Here is a 22,488-nt window from a genome sequence, read left to right as displayed (position 1 = left end):
ATAACAAGAGTGAGATTCGGTAATTTTTACTTTAATTTGCAAAATTAGTGAATAATAGCTGATTCTCTGAGTGGTATTTGGTTTTTTAGTAAGGATAAGAAAACTGTTTTAGGATTAATTTGAAAGCAACAAGGTTTGTTCAAGATAAAGTAATAAAGTAACTTGTGAAATATTAAAGATTTATAATTTTAACCTATACCTCTATCATGCCTCCCTTCATTAATTGGAATATCGACCCTGTCATTTTTATGTTGACACCTACATTCCCAATCAAGTATTACGGAATATTATTTGCACTTGGGATAACAATTGCCTTCTTAATAGTCAAAAAAATATATCAATATGAAGGCAAATCGATAGAAGAATTAGATTCGCTCTTAATTTATATTGTTCTAAGCACGGTCTTGGGGGCAAGATTAGGTCATTGTCTATTCTATGAACCAGAATACTTCCTAAATCATCCATTGGAAATTATACTTCCATTTAAGAAAATTGATGGCGCTTATCACTATATTGGTTTTCAAGGTTTGGCTAGCCATGGAGGAACCATAGGGGTTTTACTCTCAATCATTCTTTACTGCTTCAAATTCAAAACTCCTTTGTTACAGGTTCTTGACAGAGTTGCAATTGCAGCGCCGATTGCAGGAGCATTTATCAGGTTAGGAAATTTGATGAATTCTGAAATTTATGGCGTTCCTACAGATGGAACTTGGGGATTTATATTTTTACAAGATGATACAATTCCTCGTCACCCAACCCAACTATATGAGGCTTTGGCTTACCTATGTATCTTTCTATTTTTATGGATTATTTATCAAAAAACGGAACTTCTACGCAATTCTGGGGTAATGTTTGGTGTATTTCTAATTTTGGTATTTACTGCTAGATTCTTCATAGAATTTTTCAAAGAAAATCAGGTTTCATTCGAAAATCAAATGTCCTTGAACATGGGACAACTCTTAAGTTTGCCATTTGTGATATTGGGCTTGGGGTTGTTGGTATGGCGATTTTTAAAATCAAAAAAATTAAGTTTATAATAATCATAAATTCTAAAATCTATCTAACGATGAGTAAAGAACAAAAATTCAAAGAGGAAATCAACCTTCTTTTGAACAACGTAAGTGACACATGCCATGAGTTTGCACTTAAAATCGACCGAGACTTTTACGTATTTCAAACACCTATTATTTATAATCCTGATTTACTTATAATCGGAATTAACCCAGGAGGTGACAAATCTTACACTAAAGCCCGTGAAGAAAAATGCTATAAAAAAAGACCTGCAAATGATCTTGGCTATAATGATAATACACTAACAACCAAACCTGCATGGGAAATTGAAGCCAAACTACGAGGAAGTGATACTTTGAGAAATAGGCTAGGCAGAGTATTTAACACCGAAAACAATCTGAACATTCTTGACCAATCTGTCATGATGAATATGATTTATTTCAATTCTCAGAAAGCTCATGAAATTTTCAGTTTACCTTCAGAAATTATTGGATACTGTTTAAATACAACTCAAAAATTCGTGGAGGTAATTAATCCGAAAAACATCCTTTTCTTGACTTCCAATGACTGGAGTTTATCAAAATGCGGAGTCAAGGGCATAAAGTCACTAGGAAATAACATAAAGGAAGGAAAATTGAATAATCGAACAGTTTATGCTATTCCACATTATGGGTATTATTCAGCATATTCACACATCAATTCAGAGATGATGGGTAAAAAACTAGCTGATATACTGACATTATAATAGTATAAATTTACCTTGTCATTAACGCTTTAAACTAAACTTCCATTCCTAGACTTTCTTCCTCATTTTTCGTATCTTGAATAGTCATCAACTAATATCTATTCATTTCATGAAGAAAGTCTTACTTACCTGCCTTGGGCTGTTGTTAGCCAGTCCTATCTTTGCACAATTTTCTCTAGAACAAGTACTTAGTAGTGCTTTTCCTTCCGAATTAAAAGCATCTCCCGTCAAAAATCAAATTGCTTGGGTATTTAACCAAACTGGCTCACGCAACATTTATCTTGCAGAAGCTCCTGATTTTAAGCCTCGAAAGCTTACCAATTACGAAGGTGATAATGGTCAAGAAATAAACAGCATTACATTTCTCCCGAATGGAAAGTCTTTGCTGTTTATTCGAGGTGGTGCCAACAATAGCGCTGGAGAAATTCCAAATCCTGCTGAGCTACAAGGCACTGTAGAAAGAGCCATTTATAAGATTGACCTTGATGGTAAAAACCTTAAGAAAATTGTTAATGGTGCTTATCCCAAAATTTCACCAAATGGCAGTACACTTGCGTATATCTCTGGCGGGCAGATTTGGACATTGAATCTGGATAGTGCCAATATTTCTCCTAAAAAACTATTCCATTCACGTGGCTCGCAAGGTTCTATCCGATGGTCTCCTGATGGTAGCAAAATTGCCTTTGTGAGTAGTCGTGGAGACCATAATTTTATTGGAGTTTGTGATATTGCCACACAACAAATCAAATACATCGACCCTGGAGTAGATGGCGATATTGACCCAACTTGGTCGCCCGACGGAAAATCTATTGCTTTTATCAGAGTCCCTTTTACCAAAGATGCACTGATATTCGGTCCAGAAAGAGCAAGTCTTCCTTGGTCTATTCGCGTCGTGGATTTAACTACTGGACTAGCAAAAGAGATTTGGAAAGCTCAAAAAGGTGTGGGTAGTAACTTTTTCGCTGGTGGACTTGTGGCAGAAAATCATTTATTCTGGACTTCGGACAATATGATTATTTTTCCCTACGAAGGTGATGGGTGGCATCATCTTTACAGTGTGAGTGCTTCGGGAGGGACGGCCAAATTACTTACGCCAGACAAAGGCGAAGTGGAATATGCTTTTCTAGCAAATGATAAAAAGACCGTCATTTATAACACCAATATTGGTGATATTGACCGAAGACATATCTGGTCAGTTACAGCGTCTGGAAACCCCAAGCAAATTACGACTGGACAAGGCATTGAATGGTCGCCTGTTCAAACCTCAGATGGACAGCTAGCAATTCTTCGCTCCGATGCCAAAGTCCCTGCTCGTCCAAGTCTAGTAACTTCGGATGGAAAAATTAAAGATATTGCCCCAGAATTTATTCCTAATGATTTTCCAAGCAATCAATTAGTAGTACCACAAGCCGTCATGATTACTGCGACCGATGGTATGCAAATTCCTGCACAATTGTTTTTACCCAAAAATCATAAAGCAGGTGAAAAACACCCAGCCGCTATTTTCTTTCATGGTGGCTCTAGACGACAAATGTTGATAGGTTTTAATTATGGTGAATATTATCACAAAGCCTATTCCTTGAATCAATATCTAGTCAGCCAAGGATATGTAGTGCTTTCGGTAAACTATCGTTCGGGTATTGGTTATGGCATGGAGTTCAGAGAAGCCGAAAACTATGGGGCGACTGGCGCTTCAGAATATAATGATGTTGTGGGGGCAGGTCTGTTCCTTAAATCCCGTGAAGATATTGATGGCGCCAAAATTGGGCTATGGGGAGGATCTTATGGTGGTTATTTGACAGCTTTGGGATTAGCCAAAGCATCAGACTTATTTGCAGCAGGTGTTGATATACACGGGGTGCATGATTGGAATGTCGTCGTGAAAAACTTTATTCCGAATTATGATGCAAACAAAAGAGCAGAATGGGCTAAAGTGGCTTATCAATCTTCGCCAATGCCATATATCAATTCTTGGAAGTCGCCTGTTTTACTAATTCATGGCGATGATGACCGCAATGTTCCTTTTTCGGAAACAGTAACTATTGCTGAAGCTTTGCGAAAAAATGATGTTTATATGGAACAACTCATTTTTCCAGACGAAGTGCATAGTTTTCTTTTGTATCAAAACTGGTTAAGTGCCTACAAAGCAACTGCAAGCTTTTTTGATAAGTTTTTGAAAAAGAAATAGGATTTCTAGCCGTATTTTGAGTATAGTCTAAAAAGCTTCTCCTTTTCAGTGGAGAGGCTTTTTAGATGAAAAAAGGATAGATTTTCCCTGATTTACCTTTATTTTGGCACTCAATTTTTCAACTTATCCCAATTGATTTAAACATGAAAAAAGTATGTTTTGCATTGATGCTTGTTGCTGGAGTCGTTTTTAATATGACTGCACAAGTAGCAAACCCTTTGAAAGGCAAGAAAATTTTGGTTTTCTCAAAAACAGCAGGCTTCCGCCACAGTTCTATTCCTTATGGTATTACGGCAATGTTTGAGCTTGGCAAAAAGTATGGTTTTTCGGTAGATACCACGCAAAATGCCAGTCTTTTCAATGAAGATAACCTCAAACAATACAAGGTTGTGGTATTCAACAATACGACTGGAGATGTATTGGACGCACAGCAACAAACCGCATTCGAACACTATATCCAAGCAGGTGGCGGTTTTGTGGGTATTCACGCAGCCTCTGATACAGAATATGATTGGGCTTGGTATGGTAAAATGATGGGTGGATACTTTGATGGTCACCCTGGCAAACACGTTTCTAACGTACAAATGGGTAAATTTACCGTTACCGATGCCAAACATCCAGCAACCGAAAAACTTCCTGCAAGCTTCGAACGTAAAGATGAGTTTTATAACTTCAAACAGTTTAACAAAGATGTTAAAGTCCTAATAACGGTTGATGAAAAATCATATCAGGAAGGTACAATGGGCGATTTTCACCCAATGGCTTGGTATCATTTATACGATGGCGGTCGTGCTTTCTACACTAACTGGGGACATACGCACGAAACTTTCTCAGACGAAATCCCAATGAACCATATCTGGGGAGGATTACTTTGGGCTGGTAGCGGCAAACCTGTAAAAGCGAAAAAAACTAAATAGGTATAATTGAATTGAGCGAATGAGTGATTATTTTCGATATATTTTTACTTGTAGACCGTTACATTTGAGGTATAAAGAGAAGGTTCAAGCTAAAATGGAATAATCACTCATCCGCTCAATAAAATCATCTATTTCAAACTTATCACTTGATAAAAAGCTTGGTTCAATTGACGAGTTTGTCCATTTACTTTTGTTTTCAAACGGTCATCATCGTTGATTAAATAGATGGTTGATTTATCTACGATTGTTACATCCTCAGCCTTCGTGTTAAGTTTTAACACTTCTCCATTTGCTGATTTTACAATCGAAATTTTATTGCTTCTTAAGTCATTCAAAGAGGCCGTCCAAAGATATGCCCCTACATTTTCTGGCGTTTCGTACGAAGTTAGAATCACAAAACGCTTGTTAAATCTGTCATATTCGATACTCGAAAGACCTAATTTTACATCGCCCACAACTTGCTTATCAGGCTGAAAATCAGCAATCACTTTCATCGCTCCTGTCAAAGAAACCACACTATTTTTGAACGTATATGGTACCTCAATTACTTTTACTACGTAAATAGGATTTTGAAAACTTTCTCCAATCTCTCTTACTCCCAAATACAAGTGCGTATTTGTTGCCGCAAAGCCTTCTACTTTGAAATATGGCACTCCTTCTGGGAATTTTTCATTGGCTAATACCTTCGAAATTTGTTTTCTCAAAGCCACAGAACTGGTTGCTTTTCCGTCTTCTGAAAGTACTTTTGGCGATTCGTCTTGCCCCTTTTCCCAATACAAAATGGTATTGAAACCGTCCCATTCTGGGCTATTATCTTTTACCCTATCAAAACCAGTAGACAAAAATATCAAACCTTGATTTGGCGTAATAGCAAAGTCTTCGTATTTCTTAGCTGCTTTAAATATTGGATTTTTGAGATATACAATTTTAGAGGTATCAGTTGTGATTGTATTGCTAGTGATGGCAAAAACAGAGGTACGACCATCTGGCATATCTTTATCGTTGGCAATCAAGATTTTGGTACCATCAAAAACAATCGCAGAAGTTTCGCAAGTAGCTTTACTATTGACCAATTCGGGTTGGAAGCACGAGATACAATTTTGTTCTTTAATTTCCGCAACCTCAACTATTTTACTTGTTCGACATTGGACAAATAAGAAGGCGGAAATACTACAAATGAGCAAAGATTTTTTTGTCATGTGATGAATCATTTGGGTTCTTTATTGATGCAGTTTGTATTATGTAATCAACAAAAATAGTAGGTTTATTCAATTTTGAAGTATTGAACCGAAAATAAGTTGTCGATTGAAGGATTCTGTCGAAGAGTGAATAAATTTTGTTTTTCGTCATTTACCTTTCTGCAATAGCGCAACAATTTCCTCTATATGCTTCTGGCGAGTTTCAGGTCGCTTGGCGAATAACATTTTAAAAAGCATCTCTTTTTTAGCTGATTTACTGAGTCTTTCAAATTTTTCTAACAATCCTTCCTCTGATTGCAAACTCTCCATTAAATCTGAAGGAATTACTAATGCCTCAACTTCATCTAACACCGTCCAAGAACCATTTTCTTTGGCAATACGAATCGACTCTAATCCAGCAGGAGCCATCAATTCAGCCTCCATCAATTTTTCAATCTTATCCTTATTAATTTTCGACCACGTACTTTTTGCTTTTCTTTTACAAAAAAACTGCAAAGATTGTACTGTATCCACTGACACTTTTTTACTATCAATCCAACCAAAACATAACGCCATATCCACCGCCTCAGACCAAGTAATAGTGGAAATTCCTGAAGATTTTTTATAAAACACTACCCATATTGACTGATGAGAGTGATGATGTTTTTCTAGCCAATCTCTCCATTCAGCTATATTTTGAGGATAAAAGGTTTCTGCTTCTTGCATAGTTTCAAGTGATTTGTTCATACGACTGTCACAAAGCTACGACAGCAATATGACAGCCGTATGTCAGTAGGGAGTTTTAGGCTACATGTTTTTTAGTCTTTACATAATTCATCCAAATGATCGCTCCTAACATTGTTACAATCCCCAGCAATTGAGTCTTGCTTAGCGATTCTCCAAGTACCAAATGCGCACAAATCACGGCAATAGGTAGTTCGATGGTCATCAAAATTGAACTAATACCTGCACCTATTTTAGGAATACTTTTGACAAACAAAACGGTTGGTATTGTTGTGCCAAGTATGCTCAAAAACAAAATCATATATCCATAATTCAAATCAAAATGCTGACTCGACACAATGGTTTTGGCATTGACGATAAAAATACAAATCGCCGAACCAGTCATAATCAATGTACTTTTCACTTGCCAAGCTGTATCATTTTTTATACGACTATTGGCAGCGATATAGCTGGCATAAGTAAATGACGTGGCTAAGGTAAAGGCAATACCTACCCATGAAAAAGACTGAATTTCTTGTTCGAAAACGCCACTTGCAAATAAAGTCCCAATCAAAATTAATAGTACGGTCAGGAGCTCTATCTTGCTTGGTTGTACTCTATAAAATAGCCAATCTAATAGCAAGCTTATCCATGTAAACTGCATCAAGATTACTATAGCAAGTGAAGCAGGGATATAACTTACCGATTGGTAGTACAAAAAATTGGACATTCCAATCGCAGCCCCAGTCAATAGTAAAGAGATACCCCCTTTCCTATCTAGTGGGGAGGAGGTTTTATCTTTCATCAATAGAATGGTGGGTGCCAATACAATAGCAGAACCAAGTGCCTGTCCGAAGGATAATTCGGCGGCATTGTATCCATAAGTATAAAATAATTTGACAAAAGACGACATCATGCCGTAGAGTACTCCGCCAAGAAGTACCATCAAAATATACGGTAAGTTTTTCATTAAAAGGTTGTTATAAAGTTTTCAGTAAAACCAAATTGATATAAATGGCAAAACAACCTTGCTTGAGAATGGATATAAAAAACAGCTCTCACAAATTTTGTGAGAGAAAATCATCATCCAGTTGTTTAGCCGATTAGGCAACTGGCGGAGGCGTATTAGCAGAGAATAATAAGTTCATTCGAATAATTTTTAATTGAACAAAAATAAAGATATTTTTGACTAAACATAAAATTTTCCTCTTAATAAAATCCTATTTAAAAATGAAAGCAGATCGTTTTTTTGAAAAAGACCAAAAGTGGCAGTTAGAAATGGAAACTCTCCGAGAAATCGTTTTGGAGTGTGACCTAGAGGAGGAAATCAAATGGATGCACCCTTGCTATACCCATCAAAACAGCAACGTAGTCTTGATTCACAGTTTTAAGGATTACTGTGCTTTGTTGTTTTTCAAAGGGGTTTTGATGAAAGACCCTGCCCAACTGCTGATTCAACAAACCGAAAATGTTCAAGATAGACGCCAACTCAGATTTGTACATCTGGAAGAAATCGTTCAAAATCGTACCTTGATTAAAGAATATGTCTTGGAGGCAATTGAAATAGAGAAAGCAGGTTTGAAAGTCGAATACAAACCTACCTCAGAATTTACCATGCCTGAGGAGTTTAAAGAGCTATTGGATAATGATGAAGCCATCAAAACAGCTTTTGAACAACTTACCCCAGGTCGACAAAGAGGGTATTTATTACATTTTTCGTCAGCCAAACAAGCCAAAACCCGCATAGCAAGAATTGAAAAATATCTTCCTAAGATTATGGAAGGCAAAGGAATGGAAGATTGAATTCCTTATTATTTAATCCTCTGTACTTTGTACCCCCTTGGAGTTATCTTTTTTTAGAATAATTGGCAATAGCATTCCTTGTCCGACTACGCTATATAAGATAACCATAAAGGTAATAAAGAGAATTTCGGCTCGCATAGGAAACGGGCTGTTATTCTCAAGTGTTTCGGGTAGTGCCAAAGCAATAGCCAAGGAAACAATCCCGCGCATACCCGAAAGGCTGATGACAAGACTCTCTTGAATATTGATTAACATATTTTCAGAAATATTCCTTTTGTTATCTTTTTGAGATTTCTGTAGCCCTTTTTTCAGTTTTTTTCTTTGTAAAAATATCCTTAGCATTCGGATGACAATCGCCAAGAGAGTAATTGCCAAGGCATAAAGACTGAATACGATCATTTCTTGGGTATCCAATTCTGGCAATACCTCCTCTAACTCTAGCCCTATCAAAATAAAGACAAGCCCGTTTAATAGAAATATCACCATATCCCACACGTGTTCAGATTGTTTTTTGATTCTTTCTGAAAAGTATATTTTACCTTTTTTCGAAACAATAAATCCTAAAACTACCACTGCGATTACGCCTGAAACATGAAAATCTTCTGCCAACAAATAGGTAACAAAAGGGAAAAGTAACAGAAAGCTATTGACAGCAGTGGGGTTATTTTTGACAGCTCTGAGCAAAAAACCTAATACTAATGCCATGCTCCAGCCAATCAAAACGCCACCAGCAATAAGCATAAGAAATGTCCCACCAGCTTGCCACCAGATAAAAGCTGCACCAGCTACTGAAGCTAACGCAAATTTATACGCCACAAGCGCTGAGGCATCATTGAGTAGACTTTCTCCTTCTAAAATTACAGTCGTTCGATGTGACAATCCTAGATTTTTGGTAATTCCAATAGCAGCAACCGCATCGGTAGCAGCCAGAATGGCTCCTAACAAAAATGATAGAGGCCAATTCATATTCGGAATCATATAATGAGAGAGCACTGCGATACCAACAGTAGTCAAAAACACCAAACCAAACGCCAATGAACTAATGGTGGAGTAATGTTCCCAAAAATCCTTTTGAGGTATTTTGAAGGCTGCATCATATAAAAGTGGTGGCAGAAATAAGAGAAATATGATTTCTGGGTCTATGGGAATAGGCTTAAAACCTGGTACCAAACTCAATAATAGACCAGCAATTATCAAAAAAATCGGGCTAGACCAATTGAGTCGCTCGGACAGCGCCGTCAGCAAAATGATTAGCCCTAAAACAAATAATATGACGGTATAATTTTCCATAAAATACTGTTCAATTCACAAATACGCCTGAAAGCCTATTTTGTAAAGGTATCTTATCTGAATCTGATTACAAAAATCTGAATCACTTAATAAGCTCTTATCTACTTACCCATTACCTGCTTGACCTCCAAAAGCATTCCGTCGTATTTTTGATGTAGTTTTATGCTGACACCCAATTGAGCTAAATCTTTTCCAGAAAATACTCCTAATTTCTTTCCTGAAATAGCTTCGCTAATTTCGTAGTTTTTTTCAGATGTCAAAAAGTTAACATATATCTTCCGCTCAGATTCCTGACTTCCGTGTCTGAATACACCAATGATTCCTCCTTCATGTGTTTCTGTATTTATTCGTTGAAAACCGTCCCAAAAACCCTCTTTAGGTTCTCCATATCCTTTTAAATCTTGTCGAAAACTCATAAAATGGTACTTATTTTCCATTTTATTCAACCAATCAGCATATTTACGATACTTTTTAAAATCTTCAGTAGACAACTGGCGTGGGTCTCCAAGCATAATGGGCAAGGCTCCTGCCAACGACTGAATATGCGTCTCCCAACCCTTGTCTTGCATAGCAGGATTTCCAATGACGAGTGCTGTTGCGGGCATAGCAGGCGACCTCCACCAAGCCATATTTCTGACTCTTAAATCAACATTTTCGTCAGGCGGACCTGCAAAGTTTGACAGCCAGTTGCCTTCTGCATGTTTGAGCATGGCATAGTCAATCAATTGTAACCCTCCCATAGTTTCGAAGGTACAGTCGATAAACAGGTCTGGTTTGGCTTTGTGTAGCTCATCAAACAAGTTCCAAACAGCCTCATAATTTACAAAGAACGATTCCTCTCTATCTTGATGACTCGGGTGATTTTGGGCAAAACATCCTGCATTTTGATTGCCGAATTTATAGGGGCTTGTCACCACAGTAAAATCTAGCTTCATATATTCCAAGCCATAATCTAAAGCCATTTTCATCAAAACTTCTTTGATATAGTCTTTCCAACCTGTGCTAAAACAAGCCGTTACCATGGTCGAATCCTCCCAATGTAGGTTATAAGGTTGCTGGGTTTTGTCTAAGACAAACCACTCAGGATGCTGTTTATAAACCTTGCTTTCGGTAGAAGCACTTCCCACGCTGACCCAAAGACCTGGCTTCATTCCCAAAGATTTGATATAGTCAAAAAGTGGCTTTAATCCATTGGGAAATTTAACTTTATCAATGGTCCAATCTCCATAATTATCACTCCAGCCATCGTCGATAATAAACTCCTTCATACCTGCATCAGCCGCACTTTTGGCTAGTTCTTTTACCAACTTTTCGTTGATGGCTTTATTGAAAGGCTCCCAAGTGTTATACACAAAAGTAGGTTTTTGCACTAACTCTGAAAGACGAATCCCCATGTGTTTTCTTACAAAATCGGGCACTACGGTATTCAGGATTTCATCTGGGTCTTTTTGTTGGTTGTACACCGCCGTGAATACTTGGGGAGAAACAAAACTTTCACCCGTTTTAAGATATTTTCTAAATGGATAACGTCCATCTCTATGCGTCAGCCCCGCACAGACGGTTCTATCTTCCCAAAAGGCGGAGGTATGTTTTAGTATCCCAGAGGCTTCATTTCCTATCACGACGCCTTGTTGCCAATCACTGTTATGAATCGTCAAGAGTGCATCTTGCATATCACCATTATAAGGTCCTAGTGAACGTCTGCGCCCATAATCGTGGCAAATCCAGCTGTAAGTTGTGGCATAATATGGTGTTAATGTCAATTTTTCTACGTCGACAGATTCTAAAGTAAATGTATTATCAGATAGATTTTTAACCGTAATATTTTTCCGAATAATAGGTAAATTAGGATACAGCAAATATTGCAACCCGACCTCTACAAGCTTGTCGTCACTAAGTAACTTAATAATAGCACCTTTGCCTTGTTTTGTATCAGTCACAGGAAGAATCTCTGACAAAGTCCATAAATCAGACCCTGTGTAAAGTTTGTGATTCAACTCAAAACTGAATTCGGGATTGGTATTTTCAAAATAATTATAATCTCCGTGCAAAGGTTTATATTCTGTTGTGCCAACAGAATTTGTTCCTTGAGGTAAATGAATTGTTCGTTTGACTATGCCATTGTTCAAAACTAGCTCTGTTTGATTCCAGTGAGCATAAGTAGTTTGCGAGAAAACTCTATGAGAAATTGATACGCCTTCGAGAATTATGAAAAAAAGGATAATATTTATCTCTATTCGAAACATATATTTGTTTTTAATTTTTGCTAAAATATTTTCAAATTATTTGGAAGTATTAAGTACTATAATCTGATATACCTGCTAAATAAAATATAGACCAAGTTTTACCACTTGGTGGTATATTCAACTAAAAGTCAAACAAATTCGTTTATACTACAAATAGTTGTATATTTATTTACGAATGAAATTTATCCACTACGATTAGATGCAATATAACTACAAAACAGCACAAGAAATAGCTACCTTATTGCAAGTCACGGTTGAATATTTCCATAGAGATATAAAGCTGAAAATAAAACAAGATTTTAAAAGCGAGCTCAAAAAAGCAGGAATAGAAAACCCAGATATTTTACTTTCATTGGATAATTTTATCAGACTTGCCCATCCAAAAGATAAAGATAATTTTATAGATACAGAATTAAAACTTACCGATTATCACTAAGACAAATGACTTACTTCATAGATATAGTATTTGCGGGAAAGGAATTTTCCCCAAATAAGTTGAAAAAAAAAGCACAGCTAGATTTAAAAATTCTTGCAGAATGTGGTGAAACTGCAACTTATGGTCGATTTAAAGGCAAGACTATGCCTTACGGTCTTGCAACTTTAGGGATTACAGCAGAATCAAAATTACAGCTTAAAGAAACACTTGATGAAATAACAAAAAAATTACTTAGTCAAGAGGCAATTTTAGTAGAATGTGGCGTAGATGAAATTTCTTTAGAAGCTGGAAATGAGATTTTAGATACTTTGGTTTCACCTTATGCACTAGCAAATATTTCACACTTAAATAAAATTCTCGAAATCAATTTATCTGAAGTTAAAAATATTGAACAGGAGAGTATTTTCTACAAAATGGTTGAACAAATTTTTATTTCAGAATTAGAAGACAGCCATGATATTAAAAAACATATACATGAAATAATTGAAAATAAAATTAGACAAGAAAGCATAAAAGAAATTATAAACATACCGCATTCACAACTTAAATTAGTAATTAAACTTTTAGAGTATTTAAGAAAATACAAGAATGTTCAGAAATTAGAAAATATTCCTCATTTTGAAGGTATCAAAGAGTAAGCATTTTTAAAATAGTTTTGTAGAGTGAAAGAATTTACTCTACAAAACTATTCCCAATTCCACCTTACCCCTAATCTACCAACCTATTCCATAATCCTCACCATGATTACTAGAGCCTCCCCAGAAACTTTTATGTTTCCAGTCGAAATAAATGGCATTGATAGGACCACTCGTGCGCTCTTGATAGTTGATTTTATACCCCATTCGTCCCAAATCTTTGCGAGTCCAACTTGGAGTTGCTTCATTGAGCGTCAAACCTCCATTGATTCGTTCGTGTTTTCCAAAACTAGAATACATCTGTAATGTTTTAAAACTAGGCGCTTCGCAAGCTTCCTGAACTGTCATGTCAAATTCTGCCATATTCAAGAAAAACTGCAATAACAACTGATCTTGTTCATCGCCTGCTTGTTTGGCAAATGATAAATAAGGCTTCCCATCTTTCAAAGCCATACTTGGCGTCAGGGTCACACGTGGGCGCTTGCCAGGTTCAACTACATTGAAAGGGTTTTCTTTCGGGTCTAGCACGAATGCCTGCATACGCTGACTCATACCAACACCTGTATTGCCCGCAATACATGCAGGAACCCATCCACCACTTGGCGTCATCGAAATCACCCAACCTTCGGCATCAGCAGCCTCCACGGAAGTTGTTCCAGCGGTAAAATCCTCCTCAAATTGAGTATTATATGTTGCATTATTTTTAGGAGAAAAAGTGCTTGCTCCCATCCAAGTTTTCAAAATATCCTGATAAGGATTAATCTTCCCTTCAAAAGGATAAGGGTCGCCCGGACCAATTTTAGGGTCATTTGCTTCTGGGTTGATAAGCTTACTACGCTCTTTGGCATATTCTTTCGAAAGCAAGCCTTTCATCGGTTCTTCGGGTGCAAAAGCAGGGTCTCCATAATAGAAATCACGGTCAGCAAAGGCTAAATTCATAGCCTGATACAAAGTATGAATATAGCGAGTAGAGTTATACCCCATACTTTTCAAATCGAAGTTTTCTAAGATATTCAAGGTTTGAAGCATGGCTGGTCCCTGTGTCCATTGTTGTAATTTGTACACCTCGATACCTCTGTAAGTCGTCATCGTTGGTTCTTCGATTTTTACTTTCCAGTTCGCCAAATCTTGTTCGGTAATCAAACCACCTTGCTTTTGACAACCTCTCACAAATTCTTTGGCTATTTCACCTTTATAGAAAACATCATAAGCAGCATATATAGCCTCCTTACGAGATTTTCCTTTTGCCAAAGCCTGCTGTTCTGCCTTCACCAATTTGTGTAAGGTCTCAAGCAAATCTTTTTGTACAAATATTTCACCTGCTTCTGGAGCTTCGTATTTAGCACCCAAATGAGGCAAAAATACCCTTTTTGAATACGGCCATTGTTTGATTTGCTCCTTCGCTTTTTCGATTGAATTGGCAGTTTGAGCCTCAATCGGATACCCTTCTGCCATTTGCATAGCAGGTGCCAATACGTCCTTGAGCGACATAGTACCATATTCAGCCAAGATGGTCATCAATCCTCCAGGCGTACCAGGCGTAACCGCTGCCAAAGCACCAAATTCGGGTGGATATTTCATGCCTTTATTCTTGAAAAAATCTGCCGTAGCTCCAGTTGGCGCTACCCCAAGCGCATTGATAGCAATCACTTTTTTAGTCTTAGGATTATAAATCAAGGCCTGTGTTTCACCACCCCAGCTCAGTACATCCCACATGGTACAAGTAGCGGCAAGCATTGCACAAGCAGCATCAATGGCATTACCTCCCTTCGAAAAGGTCATAGCTCCTGCGGTGGCAGCTAGAGGTTTTCCTGTAACTGCCATCCAATGTTTTCCATGTAATGGAGGTTTTTGTGTAAGTACAGGGAGATTATTAAAGGCTTGTCCGAAGGATTTGGTACAAAGCAACATGATAGCGATTCCAATTCGTAAAGTATTTTTCATGAAAAATGTGTTTTGTTGATTGTCTATTAAAAATAATCGCTGACTAAAAAGAAGACAAACAAATTCTGCTTTTTACGACAAATAACAGGCTTTGAGGGACTAAAGCGATCATAAAGGGTTCACCCTTCAGAAAGTGACACCTATAATTATAAAGTGGAACATCGTCTGAGAAAAAATTGATTTCCTTTACAGAAAACAACTCAAGATATGATACTCAAAAACTTTTACATCTTATTGCTTTTCTTATCGAGCACTCTTTCAGTTATGTCTCAAACGCCTGCACCACATGTTTCATCTGGCAAAATTGTTCGGATAGAGAATTTCTCTTCTAAATTCATTTCCTCTCGAAATATAGATATATGGCTTCCAGAGGGTTATGGTAGTCAAAAAAAGTATTCTGTGCTGTATATGCACGATGGTCAAATGTTGTTTGACAGTACCACTACTTGGAATAAGCAGGATTGGCAAGCGGATGAGGTAGCCACAAAGTTGATGAATGCTCATAAAACCAAAGATTTTATTATAGTTGGAATCTGGAATGGCGGCGCAACACGCCATCCTGATTATTTTCCTCAAAAGCCTTACGAATCACTCAGCCCAAATCAGAAAGTTTTTGTTACAAACGAACTTAAGAAAATAGGAAGAACAGAGGAAAACTTTCAGCCAGTTTCTGACAATTATCTAAGATTTTTGGTCAAAGAATTAAAACCTTATATTGACCAGCACTTCTCGGTAAAAAAAGACCGTGCTAACACTTTTATCGCTGGCAGTAGCATGGGCGGGCTGATTTCGATGTATGCGATTTGTGAATACCCCGAGATTTTTTGGGGTGCGGCTTGTCTTTCTACCCATTGGATTGGTATCTTCTCTGACACCAATAATCCAATTCCTGAGGCATTTTTGAAATATATGGATTCTCACCTTCCTCAGCCTCAAACGCACAAAATCTATTTTGATTTTGGGACAGCAACCCTAGATGCTTTTTATCCTAAACATCAAGCCAAGGTCGATGAGTTGATGCGAAAAAAAGGATTTACCTCAAATAACTGGGAAACTCTCCAATTTGAAGGCGAAGATCATAGCGAAAAAGCTTGGGCTAAAAGACTCCATTTGCCTTTTGAGTTTTTATTAAAAAAGTAAAGAAAAATTGGAAGCGCAAAGGCAGACTGCTTTAATACTTTGGTAGTCTGAAATTGTACACCCTAGTGGTGAAAAGCTTCCATAGTGGAGAAATCTTTAAGTATCAAATTGATGGTAATTTTTGGGAAGAATAATCTTTTTTAATTGACATTCTCGTATCTTTCCAAATACTTGAATGTCATTCTTTATGTCTGAATTACCAATAAAAAAACCTTTATTTCCTGAAGTAAATATTCCAATCTTAGAACACGAACTCTCTGATGAAGTGTTAGAAAAGTCATTTCCTTTTTTCGACTTAGACTTTACAAAGCTCACAGAATCTGACCATATCGCCTTAGCTTTAGCATCCAAAGAAACTACAGAAGCTATGGCGTACCAACTGTTGTGCAATTATGATTGGCGTACAAGATTATCAGGCGCAAATATTTGTGCAATTAGATGCTTCAATGGATTGGATGTGCTCATTGGGAACTTGTTACTAAGTAACAAGCTCGTTTATGTAGGCAAAAGCTATTGTCTGGCTTTAGCTAGTTTGGATACGCCCAATGCAAAAAATGTACTATCTCAATATCTTGAATTTCATTTAACCCCAAAAGATTGCTATAACGACTCAATAGATGCTATGTGTGCCCTTGCCTATTTGGAACCAACAAAAATACAATCTCTGCTTTCTCAATGGATTAATTTTTCTGAAGATAAAAAATTACGGAAGTTAGTAAAAGCACAGAAGCATTTTGAAAGTTGCATGCAGCATATTAAGGATATTCAAGATTTGTTATTATACTAACAAAGTAACTTGTCATCTAAACCTTAATTACCCTCTAACTCATGAATCTCAAACACTACACTATCTTACTACTTTGCATTCTCCAATGTTGGATCGAATCATGTCAAAGTGCCAAAGTGATTCCTACTTCCATGCCAATCTACGCTATTCGGAATGTCAATATTATTCCGATGACAGCGTCAAATGAATTGATAAACAACGCTACAGTTATCATCCAAAATCGAAAAATAGTCGCTATTAATGACGTCATTCCTAAGAACGCCACTATTATCGAAGGAAAAGGAAAATGGTTACTTCCTGGACTAGTTGATATGCACGTACATAATTTGGCTGATATAAATTTTAGTACCAATTATCCCACCAAAGGCGCTACACTTTTTACCGACAATCAAGACTTTATGAGTCTTTATTTAGCCAATGGCATTACCACTGTTTTGGAGTTAAGCGCACGTGTTGAGCATTTTGGACAACGCAATGAAATCATAAAAGGAAATATCATAGGACCTCGTATCGCATTGGCTTTTTTGATTGATGGCGGAGAAGGTTCTGGTAATATTGCTAATACACCTGAAGAAGGCAAGCAAACGGTAAGAATTGCCAAAGCTCAAGGGTATGAGTTTATTAAAGTCTATTCTGGACTAAATCAAGCGACGTTTAATGCGATTGTTCAGGAAGCACAAAAGCAAGGTATGAAGGTGGTTGGACATATCCCTAATGTATTTAGAGGAAAACTAGCAGAAGCTTTTATTCCAAATTATAGTTTAGTCGCCCATGCCGAAGAATTTTCTAAGCAAAGTAAAAGTTTTAGCTTCTCAGATGCGCAACGCTTTGCTCAATTGGCCAAAGAAAATGGTACATGGCTCACTCCTACGCTCATTACAATGGTTCGCATTGCTCAACAAACCCATTCGCTTGACAGCATCAAAAATTCGCCTTTGCTCAAATATGTACCTCCACTTATGCAAAGCAAATGGTTGCTTTCTAACAATTACAATCGTGAAACAGATACCAAACGTATTACAAGAATAGACAGTATGGTAATATTTCATCAACTCTTGATCAAAGCTTTTAAGGAGGCAAAAGTGCCAATTGTGACAGGGACAGATGCAGGCGTTTCTGGCGTTATTTGGGGATTTTCGTTGCATGACGAAATAGCATTGCTCGTAAAGGCTGGACTAAGTCCTGAGGAGGCTCTGGTTTCTGCTACCAGATTACCTGCACAGTGGTTGGGCATAGAAGATAAAATCGGTACAGTCGGAAAAGACAAAATGGCAGACCTTCTCCTACTCGATGCCAATCCTTTGGATGATATAGCCAACACCAGAAAGATTGCAGGTGTATTCATCAATGGCCGATGGGTCAACCAAAAGTCGTTGCAACAAATGTTATTAAATACTGAAAAACACCATAAAGCCAACCAAGGAAAAGATGAATTTGATTGGAAAAAAAGAAAGAGTTTTTGACATGCAATCATGCAGAATAAAATTGCATTATTACGCATTAGGTTGTAAGCTGTAGGCATTAAGCAAAAATGCAACCATGATTTCATCAGAAACACTTTTAACTTTTAGCCTACGGCATAAAGCCTAGAGCTTAAAGCGGGTAAAATTTAAGATTGGGCTTTGGGCTTTCAGGTAACGGCTTTCGGCGGTGGGCTTTGGAAAAAGCATGGCTGTGGTTATTAAAAAACATTTTAACACTCTGTGCCTTGTGCCTGTTGCCTAGTGCCTAAACACATAACTTAAATCTTATTCTGCACGATTACTTAAGTAAGTATGCAAAATAAGATTTAATAAATTAATGAGATAAAACATTAGTAATCATAAAATTACATTCAAAACTCATCACTCACAATTCAGCACTCATACTTAAGTTAGTGGGCAAAATAAAATTGCATTAATACGCTATAGTCTGTAAGCTTTATGCATTAATCCCAAAAGTTGAATTTTATTTTGCCCACTAACTTCAATCATTACTTCAACAAAAACTGTTTACTTATTTCATCATAAGTTGCCAAATGATGATTGGCTTTTCCGTCTTTTTCAAAAATAGCTTCCCAAGTATTTAGTGGTTCCCAAATACAAGTTCCTTTACCTTTTCCCTTGGGCAAATTAAAAGCCACTTGATTGACTTCATTTTTCATTTGTGAGTATTCTACCACAATAACATCTTTGTTGTAGCGCTCAATCAGGTTACTGAGATTGTCTCGTAAATCTTCGATAGTTCCGTGCCATTTTGGATAATAGGATTCTCCAATCACATCAAAATGAACACCTCGCGCCAACATATTATCAATAAATTGAACAGACTCATGATGTTGTCCGCCCAAAGCCACATGCAACATCATAATCGTTTGCGGAGCCACCGCCTTCACAGCCGAAGTGCCTGCATTGATAAGTTGCGCCAATTGGTCAGTGTTAGCGAAACTACCTTCTGGCCAAACTAAGCCATGATTGATTTCATTACCTACTTGAACCATATCGGGTAAAGTTCCCTGTGCCTTTAGCGCCTCCATTACTTCGTAAGTGTAGTCATACAATGATTTTTTGAGGTCTGAAAAGTTCTTTCCTTCCCAAGCAAAAGGCTTAAACTGTTTGCCTGGGTCAGCCCAATAATCTGAATAATGGAAATCAAGCAATACTTTCATGCCTAGCGCTTTGGCACGTTTTACCATTTCTTTGGTATGTGCCAAATCACAAAATCCTTTTGTCGGAGAATAGCCTTTTGGCTGTGCAGGATTATGGAAAATTCTCAAACGAACATAGTTAAATCCATGATCTTTCAAGATTTGGATGGCATCTTTTTCAACACCTTTGTCAGAAAACTTGATATTTTTTGCCTCTAATTCTGGCAAAAAAGAAATATCTGCTCCCAGCATTTTATCGATTGGCGCTGACTTTTTGGCTTCTGGCTTAAGTTGGTATGTTGGGTCAATACTTACTTGCGCTATTTTTTGAGGTGAAACGGTCAAAATATCTGTTCCACCTGAATATAAGCCTGTTGCCAATGCTTCAAACTGAATCATACTTGGATTTTCACCCATTTGTACAATTACCTGACATTTTCCATTAACCAAATTACGTTGCCACATACCATCGGCGCATTGGTCTGGTTCATGGCTACTTGGGTCTCCATTACCAACTCCAATGATTTTTGCATCGCCTTTAAGTTTAAACTTAATCAAATTATCGGCGTTAGGCACTTCACGACCTTCCTTGTCTATCACTGAAATATTGATGATACTTACATCTTTTCCATCAGCAATAGCAGTAGTTTTGTATGGCGTCACGACAACTTCGTAAGGTAAACCTGTAGTCGCGACTTTTGCGGTAATTTTTCTACCTTTTTTCCAACCTATGGCTTCCAATTTTCCAGCAGTGTAATTCACAGTCCAATTCAAATGTCCATTACGTGGCATGGCTTTTTTACCCAAAGATTTTTCATTCAAGAATAGCTCTACCTCATCGGCATTGCTATTGACCCAAACATCGATAGGTTGTCCTTCTTTTCCTTGCCAATTCCAATGTGGCGCTATATGCAAGACATCTTTGTCTGTCCACCAACTTTGATAGTAATAATAGATATTCTTAGGAAAGCCACATACATCCATTACCCCAAAATGCGAACTGATATTTGGCCAGCGATAAGGAGTTGGCTCTCCACGATAATCAAAACCTGTCCAGATAAAACCGCCTAACCAAAAGTCATTGTTAGCCGCTAACTTCCACCATTCTTCGGCTGTACTTGCCCACCAAGGTGCTGTAATATCTTGGTCTGGTACATAGCCACGGATGGTATCTTTTTCATAAATCCCTCTTGTCGTAACTGTACTGCCCATTTCTGTGCCAATAATCGGCTGAGTTGGATGGTCTTTATGATAGTCTTCAACAGCAAACTGACGATAGTTGAAGCCACGCACAGGTATCACTTCGTTTACGCCTGAAAAATGATTTGCCAAGTCGGCTGCATAAGTAGAAGTTCGAGTCGGGTCTAGTTGTTTTTGTTTGGCTAACAAAGTCAAAGCAATTCTTTTTCCAAACGTATTTTTCTGAATCCACCCCTCCTCGTTGCCTATGCTCCACAAAAATACCGAAGCATGATTTCTGTCTCGCTTTATCAGTCTTTCAAACTGATTCATATATTCTGTACCACTATTCAACAATCGTTGTTCGTCCAATAGTAACATTCCCAAACTATCACAAGCCTCAATCAATTCAGGAGTTGGTGCATGGTGACTAGCTCGGTAGGCATTCGAACCCATATTTTTCAATAAACTGATACGGTAATATTGCAAATAATCTGGCATAGCACTACCTACTCCTGCGTGGTCTTGGTGGTTGTTAGTTCCCAAAATTTTCACGTGCTTTCCATTCACAAATACACCATTGGGTTTTATATCTATGGTACGAATTCCAAATCTAAATTGCTGTTGATCAACCACTTTACCTTGCGATTTCAATTCAACTTTCACCTTATATAAATATGGGTCTTCTAACGACCAAAGACGAGGATTAGCGATGCTGAAGGCTTGGCTTGCCATCTTCTCTTCTTGAGCCTTCAAGGTAAAAGCTTGTTCTGGAGATTTGGCAACTACTTTACCGTTTCTATCCAACAAATAACTTGTAATAGTCAGGTTGTCAGACTTATAATCTTCATTTTTGAAAGTTGTTTCTACTTTCACATTCGCCTTATTACCTGCTATCTCTGAATAAGCAAAAATGCCATCTTCTTGAATATGAGCATTTTGATAGCGATTTAGCCATACATGACGATAAATACCTGCTCCTTCATAAAACCAGCCTTCGTATTGAGAAGCGTCTACACGAACTACGACAACATTGTCTTTATGAAAATTCAAAAAATCGGTGATGTCATACGAAGCTCCTAAATAACCACTCTTGTTATTTCCTAGATAAAAGCCATTAATCCAAACATTGGCATCACGATAAATACCATCAAATTGAATAGAATAACGACTTCCCGAATCGGCAGGGGTTAAACTAAAATGTTTACGATACCAGCCGATAGATGTCTCAGGAAATTGCCCACCTACAGGTTTGAAGCCATGTGATTCGACATGAGAATCTTCGGATTTGACAAAAGGTAATGTCACAACCCAATCATGAGGCAAGTTAAGTTTTGTCCATGTAGAATCTACAAATTTTGGGTCAATCGCAGTATTCACAGCCGAACCAGATTTGTAAAAAAGGTTTGTCAGACCATAATTAAAATCCTTTTCAGGATTTGAGAAATGCCCCAAATGAAAACGCCAATCTTTATCAAAATTAGTCTTTATTCTTGGGTTTTGGGATAAAGTAGATTTCTGAATCAAAGCGACAATCGCCAAGGCAAAAGTCAGTTTGAATAGATAAGTTTTTAGTTTTTGCATAAAATAGTTTTATAAAAAAAGCTGTTTAAACTTTCTCATCACGGGTGAATTTATTC

At 37.4% G+C, this 22,488-nt stretch carries 17 protein-coding genes; 10 read left to right on the top strand and 7 right to left on the bottom strand.

The features are described from left to right. The first annotated feature begins 206 nt into the window (after positions 1-206). The 4 genes from lgt (at position 207) to QM491_RS12855 (ending at position 4,861) form a co-directional block, all read left to right on the top strand. On the top strand, positions 207-1,037 hold the full coding sequence (lgt, locus tag QM491_RS12870; protein ID WP_283327899.1) for a prolipoprotein diacylglyceryl transferase: 831 nt from the start codon (positions 207-209) through the stop codon (positions 1,035-1,037). 29 nt (positions 1,038-1,066) lie between these two features. Further along, entirely contained in the window at positions 1,067-1,756 is a 690-nt protein-coding gene (locus QM491_RS12865; RefSeq protein WP_283327898.1) for a hypothetical protein, read from the top strand. Positions 1,757-1,865: 109 nt separating this feature from the next. Further along, the gene (locus QM491_RS12860; RefSeq protein WP_283327897.1) at positions 1,866-3,944 is read left to right on the top strand and encodes a S9 family peptidase; all 2,079 of its coding nucleotides are present in this window, start codon (positions 1,866-1,868) and stop codon (positions 3,942-3,944) included. A 143-nt stretch (positions 3,945-4,087) separates the two neighbouring features. Further along, positions 4,088-4,861: a ThuA domain-containing protein gene (locus QM491_RS12855; RefSeq protein WP_283327896.1), complete on the top strand. Its 774-nt coding sequence runs from the start codon at positions 4,088-4,090 to the stop codon at positions 4,859-4,861. Positions 4,862-4,989: 128 nt separating this feature from the next. Here QM491_RS12855 and QM491_RS12850 read toward each other — a convergent pair whose 3' ends face one another. From QM491_RS12850 to QM491_RS12840, 3 genes are all read right to left on the bottom strand, one after another. Next, positions 4,990-6,060, bottom strand: a complete 1,071-nt coding sequence (locus tag QM491_RS12850; protein ID WP_283327895.1) for a hypothetical protein — start codon at positions 6,058-6,060, stop codon at positions 4,990-4,992. Between the two features lie 147 nt (positions 6,061-6,207). Continuing rightward, positions 6,208-6,765 (bottom strand): YdeI/OmpD-associated family protein, encoded by a 558-nt coding sequence (locus QM491_RS12845; RefSeq protein WP_283327894.1) that lies wholly within the window; start codon positions 6,763-6,765, stop codon positions 6,208-6,210. A 76-nt stretch (positions 6,766-6,841) separates the two neighbouring features. Continuing rightward, positions 6,842-7,732: an EamA family transporter gene (locus tag QM491_RS12840; RefSeq protein WP_283327893.1), complete on the bottom strand. Its 891-nt coding sequence runs from the start codon at positions 7,730-7,732 to the stop codon at positions 6,842-6,844. Between the two features lie 260 nt (positions 7,733-7,992). Here QM491_RS12840 and QM491_RS12835 point away from each other — a divergent pair, with 260 nt between their 5' ends. Continuing rightward, positions 7,993-8,565, top strand: a complete 573-nt coding sequence (locus tag QM491_RS12835) for a YdeI/OmpD-associated family protein (RefSeq protein ID WP_283327892.1) — start codon at positions 7,993-7,995, stop codon at positions 8,563-8,565. Positions 8,566-8,577: 12 nt separating this feature from the next. On the opposite strand, the gene QM491_RS12830 is transcribed toward QM491_RS12835, so the two are convergent. Next, on the bottom strand, positions 8,578-9,855 hold the full coding sequence (locus QM491_RS12830; RefSeq protein ID WP_283327891.1) for a Na+/H+ antiporter: 1,278 nt from the start codon (positions 9,853-9,855) through the stop codon (positions 8,578-8,580). Between the two features lie 101 nt (positions 9,856-9,956). Next, positions 9,957-12,101, bottom strand: coding sequence for a glycoside hydrolase family 36 protein (locus QM491_RS12825; protein ID WP_283327890.1), 2,145 nt, complete (start codon positions 12,099-12,101; stop codon positions 9,957-9,959). Positions 12,102-12,300: 199 nt separating this feature from the next. Here QM491_RS12825 and QM491_RS12820 point away from each other — a divergent pair, with 199 nt between their 5' ends. Together QM491_RS12820 and QM491_RS12815 are read left to right on the top strand one after the other, a co-directional pair. Continuing rightward, the gene (locus QM491_RS12820; RefSeq protein WP_283327889.1) at positions 12,301-12,537 is read left to right on the top strand and encodes a hypothetical protein; all 237 of its coding nucleotides are present in this window, start codon (positions 12,301-12,303) and stop codon (positions 12,535-12,537) included. Between the two features lie 5 nt (positions 12,538-12,542). After that, complete coding sequence (locus tag QM491_RS12815; protein ID WP_283327888.1) at positions 12,543-13,175, top strand: hypothetical protein; 633 nt, start codon at positions 12,543-12,545, stop codon at positions 13,173-13,175. A gap of 75 nt (positions 13,176-13,250) precedes the next feature. Here QM491_RS12815 and QM491_RS12810 read toward each other — a convergent pair whose 3' ends face one another. Next, the gene (locus tag QM491_RS12810; protein WP_283327913.1) at positions 13,251-15,083 is read right to left on the bottom strand and encodes a gamma-glutamyltransferase family protein; all 1,833 of its coding nucleotides are present in this window, start codon (positions 15,081-15,083) and stop codon (positions 13,251-13,253) included. Positions 15,084-15,323: 240 nt separating this feature from the next. On the opposite strand from QM491_RS12810, the gene QM491_RS12805 reads away from it, so the two are divergent. From QM491_RS12805 to QM491_RS12795, 3 genes are all read left to right on the top strand, one after another. After that, positions 15,324-16,256: an alpha/beta hydrolase gene (locus tag QM491_RS12805; protein WP_283327887.1), complete on the top strand. Its 933-nt coding sequence runs from the start codon at positions 15,324-15,326 to the stop codon at positions 16,254-16,256. Between the two features lie 187 nt (positions 16,257-16,443). Continuing rightward, positions 16,444-17,043, top strand: a complete 600-nt coding sequence (locus tag QM491_RS12800) for a DUF6000 family protein (protein WP_283327886.1) — start codon at positions 16,444-16,446, stop codon at positions 17,041-17,043. A 41-nt stretch (positions 17,044-17,084) separates the two neighbouring features. Next, the gene (locus QM491_RS12795) at positions 17,085-18,506 is read left to right on the top strand and encodes an amidohydrolase family protein (RefSeq protein ID WP_283327885.1); all 1,422 of its coding nucleotides are present in this window, start codon (positions 17,085-17,087) and stop codon (positions 18,504-18,506) included. A gap of 509 nt (positions 18,507-19,015) precedes the next feature. Here QM491_RS12795 and galA read toward each other — a convergent pair. Next, positions 19,016-22,432, bottom strand: coding sequence for a beta-galactosidase GalA (galA, locus tag QM491_RS12790; RefSeq protein ID WP_283327884.1), 3,417 nt, complete (start codon positions 22,430-22,432; stop codon positions 19,016-19,018). Between the last annotated feature and the right edge of the window lie 56 nt (positions 22,433-22,488).

The sequence above is a fragment of the Flectobacillus longus genome (assembly GCF_030056705.1).
GTDB classification, from domain to species: Bacteria; Bacteroidota; Bacteroidia; order Cytophagales; family Spirosomataceae; genus Flectobacillus; species Flectobacillus longus.
Note: the sequence above shows the minus strand (reverse complement) of the source record. Positions and strands in the feature narration are given on the sequence as shown.